This window comes from Diaphorobacter oryzae DSM 22780 (assembly GCF_059568935.1).
The window spans coordinates 273592-290520 of record NZ_JCANUL010000001.1 but is presented as its reverse complement, the minus strand read 5'-3'; the positions used below and the strand labels follow the sequence as shown (position 1 = coordinate 290520).

Genomic DNA, 16929 nt, shown 5'->3' with positions numbered 1-16929 from the left:
GGGCCGGCGGGCCTGTCTGCGGGCAGGAATCTCCATAGAATCGGCCTTTAGCGCCCGGATGACCGGCGCTGATAGCTATTCATTCAATAGCAAAACACCCCGCCGCAAAACTCCGCAAGCCCCGCCCCAACGCCTTGACCGCCAGCACCACTCCCTTGCTCGCCGCCGGCACGCTGCTGGGCGGCATCGGCCTGTTCCTGCTGGGCATGACCATGCTGACCGACGGCCTGAAGCTGGCCGCCGGGCGCGCGCTGGAGCGCATCCTGGCCGCGTGGACGCGCACGCCGCTGCACGGGCTGGTGACGGGCGTGGCGCTCACGGCGCTGGTGCAGTCGTCCACCGCCATGACGGTGGCGGCCATCGGCTTCGTGAACGCCGGGCTGCTGGGCTTCAGCTCGGCGCTGTGGGTGGTGTTCGGCTCCAACCTGGGCTCGTCGGTCACCGGCTGGCTCGTGGCCTGGCTGGGCTTTGCGATGAAGGTGGACACCTTCGCCCTGCCCTTCATCGGCGCGGGCATGGCGCTCACCCTCGCCGGCAGCGGCACGCGGCGCGGCGCGCTGGGCCAGGCGGTGGCCGGCTTCGGCGTGCTGTTCCTGGGCATCGAGCTGCTGCGCCAGGGCTTCACGGGGCTGGGGCCGCAGGCGCTGCCGCCGCTGTCCAGCGACCTGCCGGGCCTGGCGCTGGCCGTGCTCATCGGCCTGGCGATGACGGTGGTGCTGCAGGCCTCCTCGGCCACGCTGGCCGTGGCGCTCACCGCCGTGGCGGGCGGCTCGCTGGCGGTGGAGGTGGGCGCGGGCCTGGTGATCGGCGCCAACGTGGGCACCACGCTCACCGGCATCCTGGCCGCCATCCGCGCCACCGCCAACGCACGGCGGCTGGCCGCGGCGCATGTGCTGTTCAACGTAGTCACGGCGGCGGTGGCCCTGGCGCTGCTGTCGCCGCTGCTGGCGCTCATCCACGCGCTGGGCCTGTGGTTCACCGGCAAGGGGGATGCGGTGACGCAGCTCGTGCTGTTCCACACCGCCTTCAACGTGCTGGGCGTGCTGCTGATGTGGCCGCTGTCCGCGCCGCTGGCGCGCTTTCTGCTGCGGCGCTTTCGCTCGTCCGAGGAGGACGAGGCCCGGGCGCGCTTTCTGGACCACAACGTGGCCGCCGTGCCCGCGCTGGCCCTGCAGGCCCTGCGCCGCGAGATGGCCCGCGTGGGCCACCAGGCCATGCGCCTGGCGGCCGATGCCACGCGCCTGGTGCCCACGGGCGCCACCGCCACGGCACCGCCGCAGGCCGGCGCACAGCTCACCCGCCAGCTGCAGACCCTGGAACAGCTGCAGCAGCAGGTGGGCGCCTTCGTCAGCGACGTGAGCCGACAGGCCCTGTCGCGCGACGTGGCCGAGCAGATGCCCGAGCTGCTGCGCATCGCCGGCTACTACGACACCCTGGCGCGCGTGATGCACCAGACGGGCCTGCAGGCCCTGCGCGCGCCGCGCCCCGAGTCCGCAGCCATGCTGGCGGACCACCCGCTGCAGGCGCTGGCCCCCGCCTGCGCGGCGGCGCTGGGCTTCTTTGCGGCGGCCGATCCGCAGGCCGCCACGCCCGAGGGCGCCGCCGGCGACACCCCGGCCGCCGTGGACGCCGCCCAGGCCCGCTTCGACGCGGCCTACGAGGACGCCAAGGCCGACCTGCTGCGCGCCGGCGCATCGGGGCGGCTGGAGGTGGCCGCCGTGCACGAATGGGCCGGCCTGCTGGGCGACCTGCGCCGCGCCGTGCAGCAGGGCCACAAGGCCGCCACGCGTCTGGCGGCGCTGCCGCCGCTGGCCCCGCTGCCCGCCGACAGCGCACCGCACACCGGGGCGGGCCCGGAAGTTTGAGCAAAAATGGCCTGCAGCGCCCGTCCATCAAGCGCAAACAGCTACTGAATCAATAGCAAACCACCGCGCTGCGCCCCGCCCTGGCCGGGGCACGGCTGTGCCGCTTTGGAACACCGGGCCGGAACAGCCGTTGCCCCGCCACGGCACAGCGCGCGACACCGGCCGCCGCCCGCCCCCTGTGCGGCCGCGCTGGCATGGCTATTGCGGTAAGAGGTACGCCGCCCGCTCCGGGCAGCGAAACACCCATAACCACCCAGGAGACACAGCATGAACATGGCCGAAATCGCCAGCCTTGGCATCGCCAACCCCTACAAGCAGCAGTACGGCAACTACATCGGCGGGCAGTGGGTGCCGCCCGCGGACGGGCAGTATTTCGAAAACGTCTCGCCCGTCACCGGGCAGGTGTTCACCGCCGTGCCGCGCTCCAACGCCAAGGACATCGACGCCGCGCTGGACGCCGCGCACAAGGCCAAGGCGGCCTGGGGCCGCACCTCGACCACGACACGCGCCAACATCCTGAACAAGATCGCCGACCGCATGGAGGCCCACCTGCTGCAGCTGGCGGTGGCCGAGACCATCGACAACGGCAAGCCGCTGCGCGAGACCATGGCGGCCGACATTCCGCTGGCCATCGACCATTTCCGCTACTTCGCCGGCGCCGTGCGCGCGCAGGAGGGCGGCATCAGCGAGATCGACGGCGACACCATCGCCTACCACTTCCACGAGCCGCTGGGCGTGGTGGGCCAGATCATTCCGTGGAACTTCCCCATCCTGATGGCCGTGTGGAAGCTGGCCCCGGCCCTGGCCGCCGGCAACTGCGTGGTGCTCAAGCCGGCCGAGCAGACGCCCGCCTCCATCCTGGTGCTGATGGAGCTGGTGGGCGACCTGCTGCCGCCCGGCGTGCTCAACGTGGTCAACGGCTTCGGCCTGGAGGCGGGCAAGCCGCTGGCGTCGAGCAACCGCATCGCCAAGATCGCCTTCACCGGCGAGACCACCACCGGCCGGCTGATCATGCAGTACGCCAGCCAGAACATCATCCCGGTGACGCTGGAGCTGGGCGGCAAGAGCCCCAACGTCTTCTTCGAGGACGTGATGGCCGCCGACGACGGCTTCTTCGACAAGGCGCTGGAGGGCTTCGCCATGTTCGCGCTGAACCAGGGCGAGGTCTGCACCTGCCCCAGCCGCGCGCTGATCCAGGAGTCGATCTACGAGCGCTTCATGGAGCGCGCGCTCAAGCGCGTGGCCGCCATCAAGCAGGGCCACCCGCTGGACAAGAGCACCATGATCGGCGCCCAGGCCTCGCAGGAGCAGCTGGAAAAAATCCTCTCCTACCTCGACCTGGGCAAGCAGGAAGGCGCCGAATGCCTGATCGGCGGCGCGCGCAACACTGCGCTGGGCGGCGACCTGGCTGGCGGCTACTACGTGCAGCCCACGGTGTTCAGGGGGCACAACAAGATGCGCATCTTCCAGGAGGAGATCTTCGGCCCCGTGGTGTCGGTGACCACCTTCAAGACCGAGGAAGAGGCGCTGGAGATCGCCAACGACACGCTGTACGGCCTGGGCGCCGGCGTGTGGAGCCGCGATGGTGCGCGCGCCTTCCGCATGGGCAAGGGCATCCAGGCCGGGCGCGTGTGGACCAACTGCTACCACCACTACCCCGCGCACGCGGCGTTTGGCGGCTACAAGCAGTCGGGCATCGGCCGCGAGAACCACAAGATGATGCTGGACCACTACCAGCAGACCAAGAACCTGCTGGTAAGTTACACCCAGCAGCCGCTGGGCTTCTTCTGAGCCCCGGCTTCCCCGCCTGCCGCTCTGCGGCAGGCACCGCCCGCGGCGGCGGGCGCCTTCGGGCCGGCCCGCCCCGCACCCCGTCACCACAGAGAAGGAGGTTCCCCCCATGCCAGCCAAGACGATGAAGGCCGCCGTTGTGCGCGAATTCGGCAAGCCGCTGACCATTGAGGAAGTGCCCGTGCCCCGGCCGGCGGCCGACCAGATCCTGGTCAAGATCGAGGCCTCGGGCGTGTGCCACACCGACCTGCACGCCGCCGAGGGCGACTGGCCCGTCAAGCCCAATCCGCCGTTCATCCCCGGCCACGAGGGCGTGGGCTTCGTCGCGGCCGTGGGCGCCAACGTCAAGCATGTGAAGGAAGGCGACCGCGTGGGCGTGCCCTGGCTGCACTCGGCCTGCGGCTGCTGCACCCATTGCCTGGGCGGCTGGGAAACGCTGTGCGAGTCGCAGAGCAACACCGGCTATTCGGTCAACGGCGGCTTTGCCGACTACGCGCTGGCCGACCCCGCCTACGTCGGCCACCTGCCCAAGGAGGTGGGCTTTGTGGAGATCGCGCCCGTGCTGTGCGCCGGCGTGACGGTCTACAAGGGCCTGAAGGTGACCGACACCAAGCCCGGCGACTGGGTGGCCATCTCCGGCATCGGCGGCCTGGGCCACATGGCCGTGCAGTACGCGCGCGCCATGGGCCTGAACGTGGCCGCCGTGGACGTGGATGACGACAAGCTGGCGCTGGCCCGCCGGCTGGGCGCCAGCGTGACGGTGAACGCCCGCAACGCCGACCCGGCGGCCGTGCTGCAAAAGGAGATCGGCGGCGCGCACGGCGCGCTGGTCACGGCCGTGTCGCCCCAGGCCTTCGAGCAGGCGCTGGGCATGGTGCGGCGCGGCGGCACGGTGTCGCTCAACGGCCTGCCGCCGGGCAACTTCCCGCTGCCCATCTTCGACATGGTGCTGCGCGGCGTGACGGTGCGCGGCTCCATCGTGGGCACGCGGCTGGACCTGCAGGAGTCGCTGGACTTCGCCGCGCGCGGCCAGGTCAAGGCCACGGTGAGCACCGAGCGGCTGGAGAACATCAACGACGTGTTCGCCCGCATGCACAAGGGCCAGATCCAGGGGCGCGTGGTGCTGGACATGGCCGCCTGACGGGAGCGCGCGCATGGACTCGCCCGCCCCCGCTGCCGCCCGCGTGTCGGCCACGCCCGCTGCCGCGGCCCTCATCGAGCGGCTGATGGCCCAGCACGGCCCGCTGATGTTCCACCAGTCGGGCGGCTGCTGCGACGGCAGCGCCCCCATGTGCTTCGCGCGCGGGGAGTTCCTGGTGGGCGACGCCGACGTGCTGCTGGGCGAGATCGCCGGGCAGCCGTTCTACATGAGCCGGGCGCAGTTCGCGTACTGGGAGCACACGCACCTGCTCATCGACGCGGTGCCGGGCGGCGGCGGCATGTTCTCGCTCGAAGGGGCGACGGGCATGCGCTTTTTGACCCGCTCGCGGCTGTACTCCGACGCGGAGTGGGCGGCCATCGAGGCACTCGGGCCGCCGCCTTCGGGCACGCTTTGATGCTATCAAGCTGGTAGCTTCTAGCGCTTGCCTAGAGGGAACTTCAGGCACTTTTTTGCCTGAAGTCCTTTTACATCAAGCGCCAACAGCTCTTATTTCAGGAGCGCTGCGCCCGCAGATGGCGGTACACCGTGCCGCGCGACACGCCCAGCGCGCGCGCCGCCGCCGACACATTGCCCTGGTGCGCCGCCAGCGCCTGCTGCAGGGCGCCGGACGTGACCTCGCCCAGCCGGCGCACGCCGGCATCAAAGGGCGCGGCCGCGCCATCCGCGCCAGGCACAGTGGCCTGCTGTGCCTGCGCCACCGCGGCGCCCTGCCGCACCAGCGCATCGCAGTCCTCCAGGAAATCCTCGGGCAGATGCTCGCGCAGGATGGTGTCCCCCGCGCCCTCGGCCATCAGCGCCGCGGTGCGCAGCACGTTGGCCAGCTGGCGCAGATTACCCGGCCAGGCATGGGCGGCAAACAGCGCCATGACCTCGGGCGACACGCGCACCGGGCCCGCGCCGGCGCCGCGCAGGCCGTCGGCCTCGCACTGCGCGCGCAGCAGCCGCGCCACGATCACGGCCAGGTCGGTGCGCTCGCGCAGCGCGGGCAGGCGCACCACGAGCCCGTTCAGGCGGTAGTAGAGATCCTCGCGGAACTGGCCCTGCGCCATCATCTCGCGCAGGTTGCGGTGCGTGGCGCAGACCACGTTCACGTCCACGTCGATCTGCCGCGCGGCCCCCAGCGGCGCCACGCTGCGCTCCTGCAGCACGCGCAGCAGCCGCGCCTGCATGGACAGCGGCATGTCGCCGATCTCGTCGAGGAACAGCGTGCCGCCGTGCGCCTGCACGATCTTGCCCGTGCTGCCCTTGCGGCGCGCGCCGGTGAAGGCGCCCTCCTCGTAGCCGAACAGCTCGGCCTCGATCAGCGTCTCGGGGATCGAGGCGCAATTGACGGCCACGAACGGCCCGCGCGCGCGCTCGCCGTCGTGGTGGATGGCGCGCGCCAGCAGCTCCTTGCCCGTGCCCGTCTCCCCCAGGATCAGCGTGGGCACGCTGCGCCCCAGCAGCCGGGTGACGCGCTCGATCACCTGCGCGAGTTGGGCATCGCCCGTGTTCAGGTAGCGCAGGCCGGACAGGCCCGGCGGCGTGGCGGCGCGGGCCCCTGGCGGCACCGGTGCGGACGGCTCCGCCAGGTCGTCCATGGCCGGCAACACGGTGGCACCACGCGGGCGGAACTCCACCTGCGCCTGCACCGTGCCCCCGCCCGGCAGCGGCAGGGCCAGCAGCGTGGGCATCGTCTGGCGCGCCTGCGCCAGCAGCGTGCTCATGGGCAGGCCGAACAGCGACGGCAGGGTATGGGCCGCCAGCGCGGCGCGCGACAGGCCCAGTTGGAACTGGGCGCTGCGGTTGGCCGCGAGGAAGCGCCCCTCGGGCGTGAACGCCGCCAGGCCCTCCATCAGCGTGCCCAGGAATTCCGGCCGCGCGTGAAAGCGCAGGCGCACGGCGTCTTCGTACACCTTGCCAAACAGGTGGTTCTCCACCATGGCGGCGGACATGCGCACCAGCGCCAGCGTGTGGGCGCTGTGCCCCCGGCGGTCGCCGCTCACGTCGAACGTGCCCACGATGGCCCCCTGCGGGTCGAAGATGGGCACGCAGGTGCAGGTCAGGAAATGGTTGGCCTGCAGGTAGTGCTGGCGGCCGTTGATCTGCACCGCTTCGCCCAGCACCAGCGCCGTGCCGATGGCGTTCGTGCCCTTGCTGCTTTCCGACCAGCGGGCGCCGGGCTGCAGGGCCACGCGCCCGGCCCGGCCCAGGAATTCGTCATCGCCCTCGGCATGCAGGATCACGCCCTGCGCATCGGTCAGCACCACCATGCTCTGCGTGCCCTGCAGCTGGGTGGCCAGCGTCTCCATGACGGGGCGCGCATGGGCGCACAGGGCCTCGTTGCGCGACACCGTCCAGGCCAGGGTCTGGCGGTCGAGCAGGTGCAGGTCGGCCGATTCGTGGGGCTGCAGCCCGAACGACTGGGAACGCGCATGCGCCTGGGCGATGATGCCCGCCGCAGGCGGCGCCAGCGTGGCGCCTGCGGCCTCGTCCGGGTACGGCGGTCCAGAGCGTTGCATGGAGTCTCCTGTGCAAGGTGCGCCTTCTGCGCCGGGCCGGGCCCATGTCGCTGGCGAGGCGCTTGCGGGCCACGATAGCATCAATCTCCAGGCGTTCCCCCCAGCAACCGTGCGCGGTGCACAGGTTTGGGCCCGCCGGGCACCGCGGCGTGGCCCCGCTCCGGTCAATCCATGCCGGGGGCGATGCTCTCGGCGTAGTCGTACACCGCGCCCAGGATGGCCTCGGCGCGCTCGTCCGCTTCGGCGCCCAGCGTGTCCAGGCGCTCGAACAGCGCGTCGAAGGTCAGCGCGCCGCCTTCTCCCTCCACCAGCATCGCGACGCGGTGCGCCTCCCAGCGCTCCTGCTCCTCGGGCGCCAGGGTCTGGGGGAAGTTGCGCGCGCGGTAGCGCCAGACCAGCTCGGCCAGGCGGGCGTCGTCGAAACCGGGGCGCTCGCGCGCCAGCTCCTCGGGTGCCAGGGCGCGCAGCCGGTTCAGGCGCCGCCGATCCTCGTTGCCCACGAAGCCGCCGTACAGGTCCTGGTCCACGTCCGGCGTGCCTTCCTGCGGCCGCTGGTACACCGCGGACCAGATGGCGCTCATGTCGGGCAGATCGCGCGCCACGGCGGCATGGCGCGCGGCCTGCTCCAGGTCGATGCCCCAGCGCTGGGCCAGGGCCGGCGTGAGCGTGTTCACATTACCCACGACCATGGGCGACTTGTTCAGGTGCACCGTCTTGAGCGGCAGGCGCTGCACGCCCTCGGGCAGGTCGGCCGCACGCGTGAACAAGCGCAGGCGGATATCGTCCGCGCCCAGAGTGGCCAGTTCGGCCGGATCGTGCGCCAGGTCCCAGGCCAGCAGCTCATTCTTGTTGGTGGGGTGTGTGGCCAGCGGCCACATCACGGCCAGGCAGCCGCGTTCGGCCGGGAACATGCCCGAGACATGCAGGAAGGGCCGCGCCGTCTGGGCCGTGGCGGGCAGGCGCAGTTCAGCCGCCACGCGGTCCTTCTTGTGCAGGCTGAGCGCGAAGTCGAACAGGCGCGGGTTGTGCTGGCGGATCAGCCGCGCCAGCGCGATGGTGGCGCGCACGTCGGACAGCGCGTCGTGCGCGGCCTCGTGCGCGAGGCCGTTGGCCTGGCTCAGGTGCTCCAGCTTGAAGCTGGGCTTGCCGTCCTCGTGCATCGGCCATTCGATGCCGTCCGGGCGCAGCGCGTAGGTCATGCGCACCACGTCCAGCAGGTCCCAGCGGCCGCACTGGTTCTGCCATTCGCGGGCATAGGGGTCCATCAGGTTGCGCCAGAACATGAAGCGCGTGATTTCGTCGTCGAAGCGGATGGTGTTGTAGCCCACGCCGATGGTGCCGGGCTGCGCCAGCTCGGCCTTGATGCGGGCGGCAAAGGCATGCTCGGGCAGGCCCTTTTCCAGGCACAGCTGGGGCGTGATACCGGTGATGAGGCAGGACTGCGGGTCCGGCAGATAGTCGTCGGCCGGCCGGCAGTAGATCATCAAAGGCTCGCCGATCTCGTTCAGTTCGGCATCGGTGCGGATGGCGGCGAACTGCGCAGGGCGGTCGCGGCGCGTGTTGGCGCCGAAGGTTTCGTAGTCGTGCCAGAGAAAGGTGTGCATGGGGAAAATTGCAGCCGGAAACAATGCCAGGCCCGAGTATGCATGGCGAGGGCCGGCACAATGCCCGCATGCGTTTCCTGTTTCTCCCCGCCGCCGTGGGCCTGGCAGCACTTGCCGGCTGCGCCACACCTCCCACCCCCACGGCAGGCGCTGCCTCCGCCCCGCCAGCAGCGCCGCTCGCAGCCACTGCGGCCGCGCCGGCCGCTGCGCCACAGCCTGCCACCCCGCCGCCCGAGGCCAGCGCTAGTGACACGGCCGCCACCATCGCCGGCTTTCACGCCTGGGTGAATGCCTTCGCCCAGGAGGCCCTGGCCGCCGGCATCAGCCCGCAGACCGTGGACGCCACGCTGGGCCAGGCCCAGTGGCAGCCGCGGGTGGTGCAGCTCGACCGGGCCCAGCCCGAGTTCACGCGCCCGCCCTGGGCCTATCTGGATAGCGCCGTCTCCCCCCAGCGCGTGGCGCAGGGGCGCGAGCAGCGCCGCCTGCACGCCGCCGCTCTGGACGCCGCCGCGCAGCGCTACGGCGTGCCGGCCAGCGTGATCACGGCCATCTGGGGCATGGAGAGCAACTACGGCCGCAACTTCGGCAGCTTTCGCACCGTGGATGCGCTGGCCACGCTGGCCTACGACGGCCGGCGCCGCGACTGGGCGCGCGGCGAGCTGCTGGCGGCGCTGCGCATCGTGGACCGGGGCGACATTGCGGCCGACGCGCTGCTGGGCTCCTGGGCCGGCGCCATGGGGCACACGCAGTTCCTGCCCTCGGTGTTCCTGGGCTATGCGGTCGATGCCGACGGCGACGGCCGGCGCGACATCTGGGGCAGCGTGCCCGACGTGACGGCATCCACGGCACATTTCCTCGCGCAGTCGGGCTGGCGCGAGGGCGAGCCCTGGGGCGCCGAGGTGCGGCTGCCCGCGGGCTTCGACTACGCGCGCGCCGAGCTGGGCGTGCGCCAGAGCAGCGAGGCCTGGGCCGCCGAGGGCGTGCGCGGCATCGACGGTGCGGCCCTGCCGGCGCTGCAGGCGGCCTCCATCCTCACGCCGGCGGGCGCGCGCGGCCCGGCCGTTCTGGTGGGGCCCAACTTCCGCGCCCTGCTGCGCTACAACAATTCGGTCAGCTACGCCCTGGGCGTCGGCCTGCTGGCGCGCCAGATCGACGGCGGCGCGGGCCTTGCCGCCGCCTGGCCACGCGAGCTGGAACCCCTGTCGCGCACCGAGGTGCGGGCGCTGCAGGAAGGGCTGAACGCCCTGGGCATGGACACGGGCACGCCCGACGGCGTGGCCGGCCCCGCCACGCGCGCGGGCGTGCGGCGCTACCAGCAGAGCCTGGGCCTGCCGGCCGACGGCTTTGCCACACGCGAGCTGCTGCAGCGGCTGCAGGCGCCCCGATGAGGCACAGAAATGCTATTATTTTTATAGCTTATTGCGCTTGATGGACGGGCGGTAGAGGCTTATTTCACCTCAAATCCTGCCTTCCACCCCCCGCCGAAAAGAGAAAAACCCCGCAGCCAAACGCTGCGGGGTTTTTCATGGTGGGTCCAGTCAGGCCGTTCAGTCCGCCGTGGCTTCCTCCGGCTCGGCGGGCTCGGACTTGGCACCGCGCTCCTTCTTGGGCAGCGGCTGAATGTCCAGCAGCACCTCGGAAGTTTCTGCGCCCTTCTCATCCGTCTTGAGCTCGATGTCCACCGTCAGGCGCCCGCCCTCGGTGAGGCGGCCGAACAGCAGCTCGTCGGCCAGCGCCTTGCGGATCATGTCCTGGATCAGGCGCTGCATCGGGCGCGCGCCCATGAGCGGGTCGAAGCCCTTCTTGGCCAAGTACTTGCGCAGTGCGTCGGTGAAGGTGACCTCCACCTTCTTCTCGGCGAGCTGGGTTTCGAGCTGCAGCAGGAACTTGTCCACCACGCGCAGGATGATCTGCTCGTCCAGCGCCTTGAAGCTCACGATGGCATCCAGCCGGTTGCGGAATTCGGGCGTGAACAGGCGCTTGATGTCGCCCATCTCGTCGCCCGCCTGGCGCGGGTTGGTGAAGCCGATGGTGGCCTTGTTCATGGTCTCGGCGCCCGCGTTCGTCGTCATGATGATGATGACGTTGCGGAAGTCGGCCTTGCGCCCGTTGTTGTCCGTCAGCGTGCCGTGGTCCATGACCTGCAGCAGCACGTTGAAGATGTCCGGGTGCGCCTTCTCGATCTCGTCGAGCAGCAGCACCGCATGCGGCTTCTTGGTGACAGCCTCGGTCAGCAGGCCACCCTGGTCGAAGCCCACGTAGCCGGGAGGCGCGCCGATCAGGCGGCTCACGGCGTGGCGCTCCATGTACTCCGACATGTCGAAGCGGATCAGGTCCACGCCCATGATGAAGGCCAGCTGCTTGGCCGCCTCGGTCTTGCCCACGCCCGTGGGGCCGCTGAACAGGAAGGAGCCAATCGGCTTGTCACCCTTGCCCAGGCCCGAGCGCGCCATCTTGACGCTGGACGCCAGCACCTCCAGCGCCTTGTCCTGGCCGAACACCACGCTCTTGAGGTCGCGCTCCAGCGTCTGCAGCTTGCCGCGGTCGTCGTTGCTGACGTTGGCCGGGGGAATGCGGGCGATCTTCGCCACGATTTCCTCGATCTCGCTCTTGCCGATGGTCTTCTTGCGCTTGGACGGCGTCAGGATGCGCTGCGCCGCGCCGGCCTCGTCGATCACGTCAATGGCCTTGTCGGGCAGATGGCGGTCGTTGATGTACTTGGCCGACAGCTCGGCCGCTGCCTGCAGCGCGGCGGCGGCGTACTTGACGCTGTGGTGCTCCTCGAAGCGGCTCTTGAGGCCCTTGAGGATCTCGATGGTCTCGGCCACCGTGGGCTCCACCACGTCCACCTTCTGGAAGCGCCGCGACAGCGCCGCGTCCTTCTCGAAGATGCCGCGGTACTCGGTGAACGTGGTCGCGCCAATGCACTTGAGCTGGCCGCTGGAGAGCGCCGGCTTGAGCAGGTTGGACGCGTCCAGCGTGCCGCCCGACGCGGCGCCCGCGCCGATCAGCGTGTGGATCTCGTCGATGAACAGGATGGCGTTGGGCTTGTCCTTGAGCGACTTGAGCACGCCCTTCAAGCGCTGCTCGAAATCGCCCCGGTACTTGGTGCCCGCCAGCAACGCGCCCATGTCGAGCGAGTACACCGTGGCCTCGGCCAGGATCTCGGGCACCTCGTTTTGCGTGATGCGCCAGGCAAGACCCTCGGCGATGGCGGTCTTGCCCACTCCGGCCTCGCCCACCAGCAGCGGGTTGTTCTTGCGGCGGCGGCACAGGATCTGGATGGTGCGCTCGACCTCGTAGTTGCGGCCGATCAGCGGATCGATCTTGCCATCCTTGGCGGCCTGGTTGAGGTTGAGCGTGTACTGCTCCAGCGGCGACGCCTTTTCGCTGCGCTCGCCCTGCGCGCCCTCCTCGCCCTCGGCCTGGCCCTCGGCCTTGGCGGGCTCGGGCGGCTCGCCCTTCTTGATGCCGTGGGCGATGTAGTTCACCACGTCCAGGCGCGTCACGCCCTGCTGGTGCAGGTAGTACACGGCATGCGAATCCTTCTCGCCGAAGATGGCCACGAGCACGTTGGCGCCCGTGACTTCCTTCTTGCCATTGCCTGTGGACTGCACGTGCATGATGGCGCGCTGAATCACGCGCTGGAAGCCCAGCGTGGGCTGCGTGTCGACCTCATCGGTGCCGGCCACCTGGGGGGTGTTGTCCTTGATGAAGTTCGTCAGCGATGCGCGCAGATCGTCGATATTGGCCGCGCATGCGCGCAGCACCTCGGCAGCGCTGGGGTTATCGAGCAGCGCAAGCAGCAGGTGTTCCACGGTGATGAATTCGTGGCGCTGCTGGCGGGCCTCCACGAAGGCCATGTGCAAGCTGACTTCCAGTTCTTGGGCAATCATGTGAGAACTCCTTTGTGCTTGCGTATTGGTGATAACTGTAGTTCGGGGGCAAAGGCCATTTATTCAACAGGCTCACTGAGGCATTGCAGCGGGTGCCCCGCCTTGTGCGCCGCGTCCAGTACCTGTTCCACCTTGGTGGCCGCCACATCCCGCGTATAGACGCCGCAGACGCCCTTTCCGTCCAGGTGGATCTTGAGCATGATTTGCGTGGCAGCCTCGCGATCCTTGTTGAAGAACTCCTGCAGCACGACGACCACGAACTCCATGGGCGTGTAGTCGTCATTGAGCATCACCACCTGGTACATCTGGGGTGGCTTGGTTTTCTGGGTGCGCCGCTCCAGCACGACCGTCCCGCCGTCGTCCCAGGAAGGGGAACGAGGCGCGGGCACTGGTGCCGGTGTGGGAGGGTTGGTTGCCATGAATTTCATTCTAGCGAGCCACGACGCAGCACGGCTTGTCAGCAGCTGGTGGTGTTGCGGCTTTTTTCAAGCGCTGCCGTCCGTGGGGCCTTATTCGTAGATCACGTTCACGCTGCCGCTGCCGGCCCGCGCGCTCCAGGCGGCCAGGGCCGCGTCGCTAGGGAAGAAGCGGCTGGCTTCGCCCAGCTGCAGTTCGGCCGTGGCCGCGCCCTCGGGCGCCGTACAACGCACGCCCATGCGCACGCGCAGGCCATGCGCCAAGACCTCGCCCTGCTCGGTCTCCTCGCGCCGGGGCGGGAACTCGCGCACGATGCCCGCCACATCGGGCGGCGAGCCATTCACCTGCACCTGCAGATAGCGCCCGAAGCGCGCACGCGCAGCCGCCAAGTCCCAAACCTGCTGCACCTTCACGCGCAGCCCGCCGCTGAAGTGGTCGAGCTGCAGCCGCCCGCTCACGACGACGAATTCGTCGTCCTTGAGCATGCCACCGCTGGCGTTGATCACCGCCTCGTCGGCTGACGCCTCAATCGCCCTGGATTTGTCGTCCAGTTTGAACAGAGCCAGCTTGCCGCGCTGCCCGCTGATCACGCGGCAGTCGCTCACGATGCCGGCAAGCACCTGGGTTTCACGGCTGTCGGCCAGCTCGTCGATGGGGGTGCGCACGAAGCGGCGAACCTCCTGCTGCACCTCATCGAACAGGTGGCCCGACAGGTAGAAGCCCACGGCGGTCTTCTCCTGCATCAGGCGCTCCTTGATACCCCAGGGCGTGGCCTCCACCAGGTCGGGCTCCTGCGTGCTGGAGCCATGCGCATCGTCGCCCATCATGTCGAACAGCCCGCCCTGATTGGCATTGGCAATCGTGGCATTGGCAAAGTCGAAGGCCCTGTCGATGGAGGCCACGAGCGCGGCGCGGTTCAGGTGCAAGGCATCGAAGGCGCCGGCCTTGATCAGCGCCTCCACCGTGCGCTTGTTGATGCGCGCACGGTCCACGCGCACGCAGAAATCGAACAGGCTCTTGAATGGCCCGCTGGTATCGCCCTGCGGCCCGGCTCCCCGCCCCGCCCGCGCGGCGATGATGGCCTCGATGGCCTGCTGGCCCGTGCCCTTGACGGCACCCAAGCCGTAGCGGATGACCTTGTCCGTCACCGGCTCGAAACGGTAGTTGCCGCGGTTGATGTCCGGCGGCTCGAAGGTGATGCCGAAGTGCTTGACCGCATCTTCGTAGAGCACTTTGAGCTTGTCGGTGTCGTCCATTTCCACGGTCATGTTGGCGCAGTAAAACTCGGCCGTGTAGTGCACCTTGAGCCAGCCCGTGTGGTAGGCCAGCAGCGAGTAGGCGGCGGCGTGCGACTTGTTGAAGCCGTAGCCCGCGAACTTCTCCATCAGGTCGAACACCTCGTCCGCCTTGTCCTGGCTGATGCCCTTCTCGGCCGCGCCCTTGCGGAAGATGGTGCGGTGCTCGGCCATCTCCTCGGCCTTCTTCTTGCCCATCGCGCGGCGCAGCATGTCGGCGCCGCCCAGGCTGTAGCCGCCCAGCACCTGGGCAGTCTGCATCACCTGCTCCTGGTAGACCATGATGCCGTAGGTTTCGGCCAGCACCGGCTCCACCAAGGGGTGCGGGTACTCCACCACTTCCTTGCCGTGCTTGCGGTTCACGAAGCTGGGGATCAGGTCCATGGGCCCCGGACGGTACAACGCGTTCAGGGCGATCAGGTCTTCCAGCCGGCTGGGTTTGGCCTCCTTCAGCATGCCCTGCATGCCGCGGCTTTCAAACTGGAACACGGCCTCGGTCTTGCCTTCGGAGAACAGCCGGTAGGTGGGCGCGTCGTCCAGCGGGATGTTCTCGAACGCGAAGTTCTCCCGGCCCTTGTGGCGCTTCATGATGAATTCGCGCGCGATTTCCAGGATGGTCAGCGTGGCCAGGCCCAGGAAGTCGAACTTCACCAGGCCGATGGCCTCCACGTCGTCCTTGTCGTACTGGCTCACGGCCGACTCGCTGCCGGGCTGCTGATACAGCGGGCAGAAGTCGGTGAGCTTGCCCGGCGCGATCAGCACGCCACCGGCGTGCATGCCGATGTTGCGCGTCATGCCTTCGAGCTTTTGCGCCATCTCGATGATGGTGCGCACGTCCTCTTCCTTGCGCACGCGCTCGTAGAGCATGGGCTCCAGCTCCAGGGCGTAATTGTTCTTGTCGCCTTCCTTCTTGGGTTCGGGCGGATAGGCCAGCGTATAGGTCTGGCCGGGCTTGCCGGGAACGAGCTTGGAGATACCGTCGCAGAACATGTAGCTCATATCCATCACGCGGCCCACGTCGCGGATGGCGGCCTTGGCGGCCATGGTGCCGAAGGTGGCGATCTGGCTCACCGCATCCTTGCCGTACTTCTCCTTCACATAGTCGATCACGCGGTCGCGGTTGGACTGGCAGAAGTCGATGTCGAAGTCGGGCATCGAAACCCGCTCGGGGTTCAAGAAACGCTCGAACAGCAGGTTGTATTGCAGCGGATCCAGATCGGTGATCTTGAGTGCATAGGCCACCAGCGAGCCGGCGCCCGACCCCCGTCCAGGCCCCACGGGGCAGCCGTTGTTCTTGGCCCACTGGATGAAATCGCCCACGATGAGGAAGTAGCCCGGAAACCCCATCTTCAGGATGGTGGCCAGCTCGAACTCCAGCCGCTCCACATAGCCCGGGCGCTTGCGGTCGCGCTCCGCCTCGTTGGGGAACAGGTGCCGCAGTCGCTCCTCCAGCCCCTCGTAGGATGCGAAGCGGAAGTACTCCTCGATGGGCATGCCATTGGGCGTGGGAAAGTCCGGCAGGCGGGGTTTTCCCAGTACCAGCGTGAGATTGCAGCGCTTGGCGATCTCCAGCGTATTGGCAATGGCCGATGGCAGGTCGGCAAACAGCGCCTCCATCTCGGCGCTGCTCTTGAAATACTGCTCGCGCGTGAAGCGGCGCACCCTGCGCTGATTGCCGAGGATCTCCCCTTCGGCGATGCACACCCGCGCCTCATGCGACTCGTAATCGTCCGGCGTAGAGAACTGCACCGGATGCGTGGCCACCACCGGCAGATTGAGCCGCGCAGCCAGCTGAACGGCGCCGACGACATGCGCCTCGTCATCGGCACGGCCCGCGCGCTGGAGTTCGATGTAGAAACGGTGCGGGAACAGGCCAGCCAACCGCAGAGCCAGGGCCGCCGCGCCAGCCTCGTCGCCCTTCATAAGCGCCTGCCCCACGGGGCCCATCTGGGCGCCCGCCAGGGCAATCAAGCCCTCGCCCAGTTCCTGCAGCCAATCCCAGGTGCACAGCGGCTGATTTTTGACCACATTGCGCGTCCATGCGCGCGCCAGCAGTTCGGACAGATTCAGGTAGCCCTGGCGGCTTTGCACCAGCAGGAGCATGCGCGAGGGCGGTGCGCCGGCCTCCCCCTCCAGGAAAATCTCCGCTCCCAGGATAGGTTTGACCCCCTTGCCGCGCCCTTCCTTGTAGAACTTGATGCCGCCGAACAGGTTGCTCAGGTCCGTGATGGCCAGGGCCGGCTGTCCATCCCGGGCGGCGGCCTTGACGACTTCATCGATACGGGTGGTTCCGTCCACGACGGAAAATTCGGTGTGCAGGCGCAGGTGGACAAACATCCCGGCATTGTAGGAACGCAGGCTTGTCCCTCGCTGCTGGTCGGCAGCCCGGTCCGCTTAC

Annotated in this window: 10 protein-coding genes; 5 read left to right on the top strand and 5 right to left on the bottom strand. The window is 69.0% G+C overall.

What is annotated here, in order from left to right:
* The first annotated feature begins 134 nt into the window (after window positions 1-134).
* The 4 genes from BP68_RS01335 (at window position 135) to BP68_RS01320 (ending at window position 5212) form a co-directional block, all read left to right on the top strand.
* Window positions 135-1865: a Na/Pi cotransporter family protein gene (locus tag BP68_RS01335; RefSeq protein WP_496368298.1), complete on the top strand. Its 1731-nt coding sequence runs from the start codon at window positions 135-137 to the stop codon at window positions 1863-1865.
* Window positions 1866-2132: 267 nt separating this feature from the next.
* Window positions 2133-3656 (top strand): aldehyde dehydrogenase, encoded by a 1524-nt coding sequence (gene adh / locus BP68_RS01330; protein WP_496368296.1) that lies wholly within the window; start codon window positions 2133-2135, stop codon window positions 3654-3656.
* A 109-nt stretch (window positions 3657-3765) separates the two neighbouring features.
* Window positions 3766-4797 carry an alcohol dehydrogenase AdhP gene (gene adhP / locus BP68_RS01325; protein WP_496368294.1) on the top strand — a complete coding sequence of 344 codons (1032 nt, stop codon included), beginning with the start codon at window positions 3766-3768 and terminating at the stop codon, window positions 4795-4797.
* A 13-nt stretch (window positions 4798-4810) separates the two neighbouring features.
* Window positions 4811-5212 (top strand): DUF779 domain-containing protein, encoded by a 402-nt coding sequence (locus BP68_RS01320; protein ID WP_496368292.1) that lies wholly within the window; start codon window positions 4811-4813, stop codon window positions 5210-5212.
* Window positions 5213-5309: 97 nt separating this feature from the next.
* Here BP68_RS01320 and BP68_RS01315 read toward each other — a convergent pair whose 3' ends face one another.
* Together BP68_RS01315 and sbcB are read right to left on the bottom strand one after the other, a co-directional pair.
* A complete protein-coding gene (locus tag BP68_RS01315; RefSeq protein ID WP_496368290.1) occupies window positions 5310-7319 on the bottom strand; it encodes a sigma-54-dependent Fis family transcriptional regulator in 2010 nt (669 codons plus the stop codon).
* Window positions 7320-7483: 164 nt separating this feature from the next.
* Window positions 7484-8923, bottom strand: coding sequence for an exodeoxyribonuclease I (sbcB, locus tag BP68_RS01310; RefSeq protein WP_496368288.1), 1440 nt, complete (start codon window positions 8921-8923; stop codon window positions 7484-7486).
* Between the two features lie 68 nt (window positions 8924-8991).
* On the opposite strand from sbcB, the gene BP68_RS01305 reads away from it, so the two are divergent.
* Complete coding sequence (locus tag BP68_RS01305) at window positions 8992-10311, top strand: lytic murein transglycosylase (protein ID WP_496368287.1); 1320 nt, start codon at window positions 8992-8994, stop codon at window positions 10309-10311.
* 159 nt (window positions 10312-10470) lie between these two features.
* Here the strand turns inward: BP68_RS01305 and clpA are convergent, their stop codons facing one another.
* From clpA to dnaE, 3 genes are all read right to left on the bottom strand, one after another.
* Window positions 10471-12819: an ATP-dependent Clp protease ATP-binding subunit ClpA gene (gene clpA / locus BP68_RS01300; protein WP_496368286.1), complete on the bottom strand. Its 2349-nt coding sequence runs from the start codon at window positions 12817-12819 to the stop codon at window positions 10471-10473.
* A gap of 59 nt (window positions 12820-12878) precedes the next feature.
* The gene (gene clpS, locus BP68_RS01295; RefSeq protein WP_496368284.1) at window positions 12879-13247 is read right to left on the bottom strand and encodes an ATP-dependent Clp protease adapter ClpS; all 369 of its coding nucleotides are present in this window, start codon (window positions 13245-13247) and stop codon (window positions 12879-12881) included.
* 81 nt (window positions 13248-13328) lie between these two features.
* A complete protein-coding gene (dnaE, locus tag BP68_RS01290) occupies window positions 13329-16868 on the bottom strand; it encodes a DNA polymerase III subunit alpha (protein WP_496368282.1) in 3540 nt (1179 codons plus the stop codon).
* Window positions 16869-16929 lie beyond the last annotated feature (61 nt).

Bases quoted from the DNA above. Each gene is read 5' to 3' on its own strand.
- clpS (WP_496368284.1), bottom strand. From the start codon at position 13,247: ATGAAATTCATGGCAACCAACCCTCCCACACCGGCACCAGTGCCCGCG.
- adhP (WP_496368294.1), top strand. From the start codon at position 3,766: ATGCCAGCCAAGACGATGAAGGCCGCCGTTGTGCGCGAATTCGGCAAG.
- adh (WP_496368296.1), top strand. From the start codon at position 2,133: ATGAACATGGCCGAAATCGCCAGCCTTGGCATCGCCAACCCCTACAAG.
- BP68_RS01315 (WP_496368290.1), bottom strand. From the start codon at position 7,319: ATGCAACGCTCTGGACCGCCGTACCCGGACGAGGCCGCAGGCGCCACG.
- BP68_RS01305 (WP_496368287.1), top strand. From the start codon at position 8,992: ATGCGTTTCCTGTTTCTCCCCGCCGCCGTGGGCCTGGCAGCACTTGCC.
- dnaE (WP_496368282.1), bottom strand. From the start codon at position 16,868: ATGTTTGTCCACCTGCGCCTGCACACCGAATTTTCCGTCGTGGACGGA.
- clpA (WP_496368286.1), bottom strand. From the start codon at position 12,819: ATGATTGCCCAAGAACTGGAAGTCAGCTTGCACATGGCCTTCGTGGAG.
- BP68_RS01320 (WP_496368292.1), top strand. From the start codon at position 4,811: ATGGACTCGCCCGCCCCCGCTGCCGCCCGCGTGTCGGCCACGCCCGCT.
- sbcB (WP_496368288.1), bottom strand. From the start codon at position 8,923: ATGCACACCTTTCTCTGGCACGACTACGAAACCTTCGGCGCCAACACG.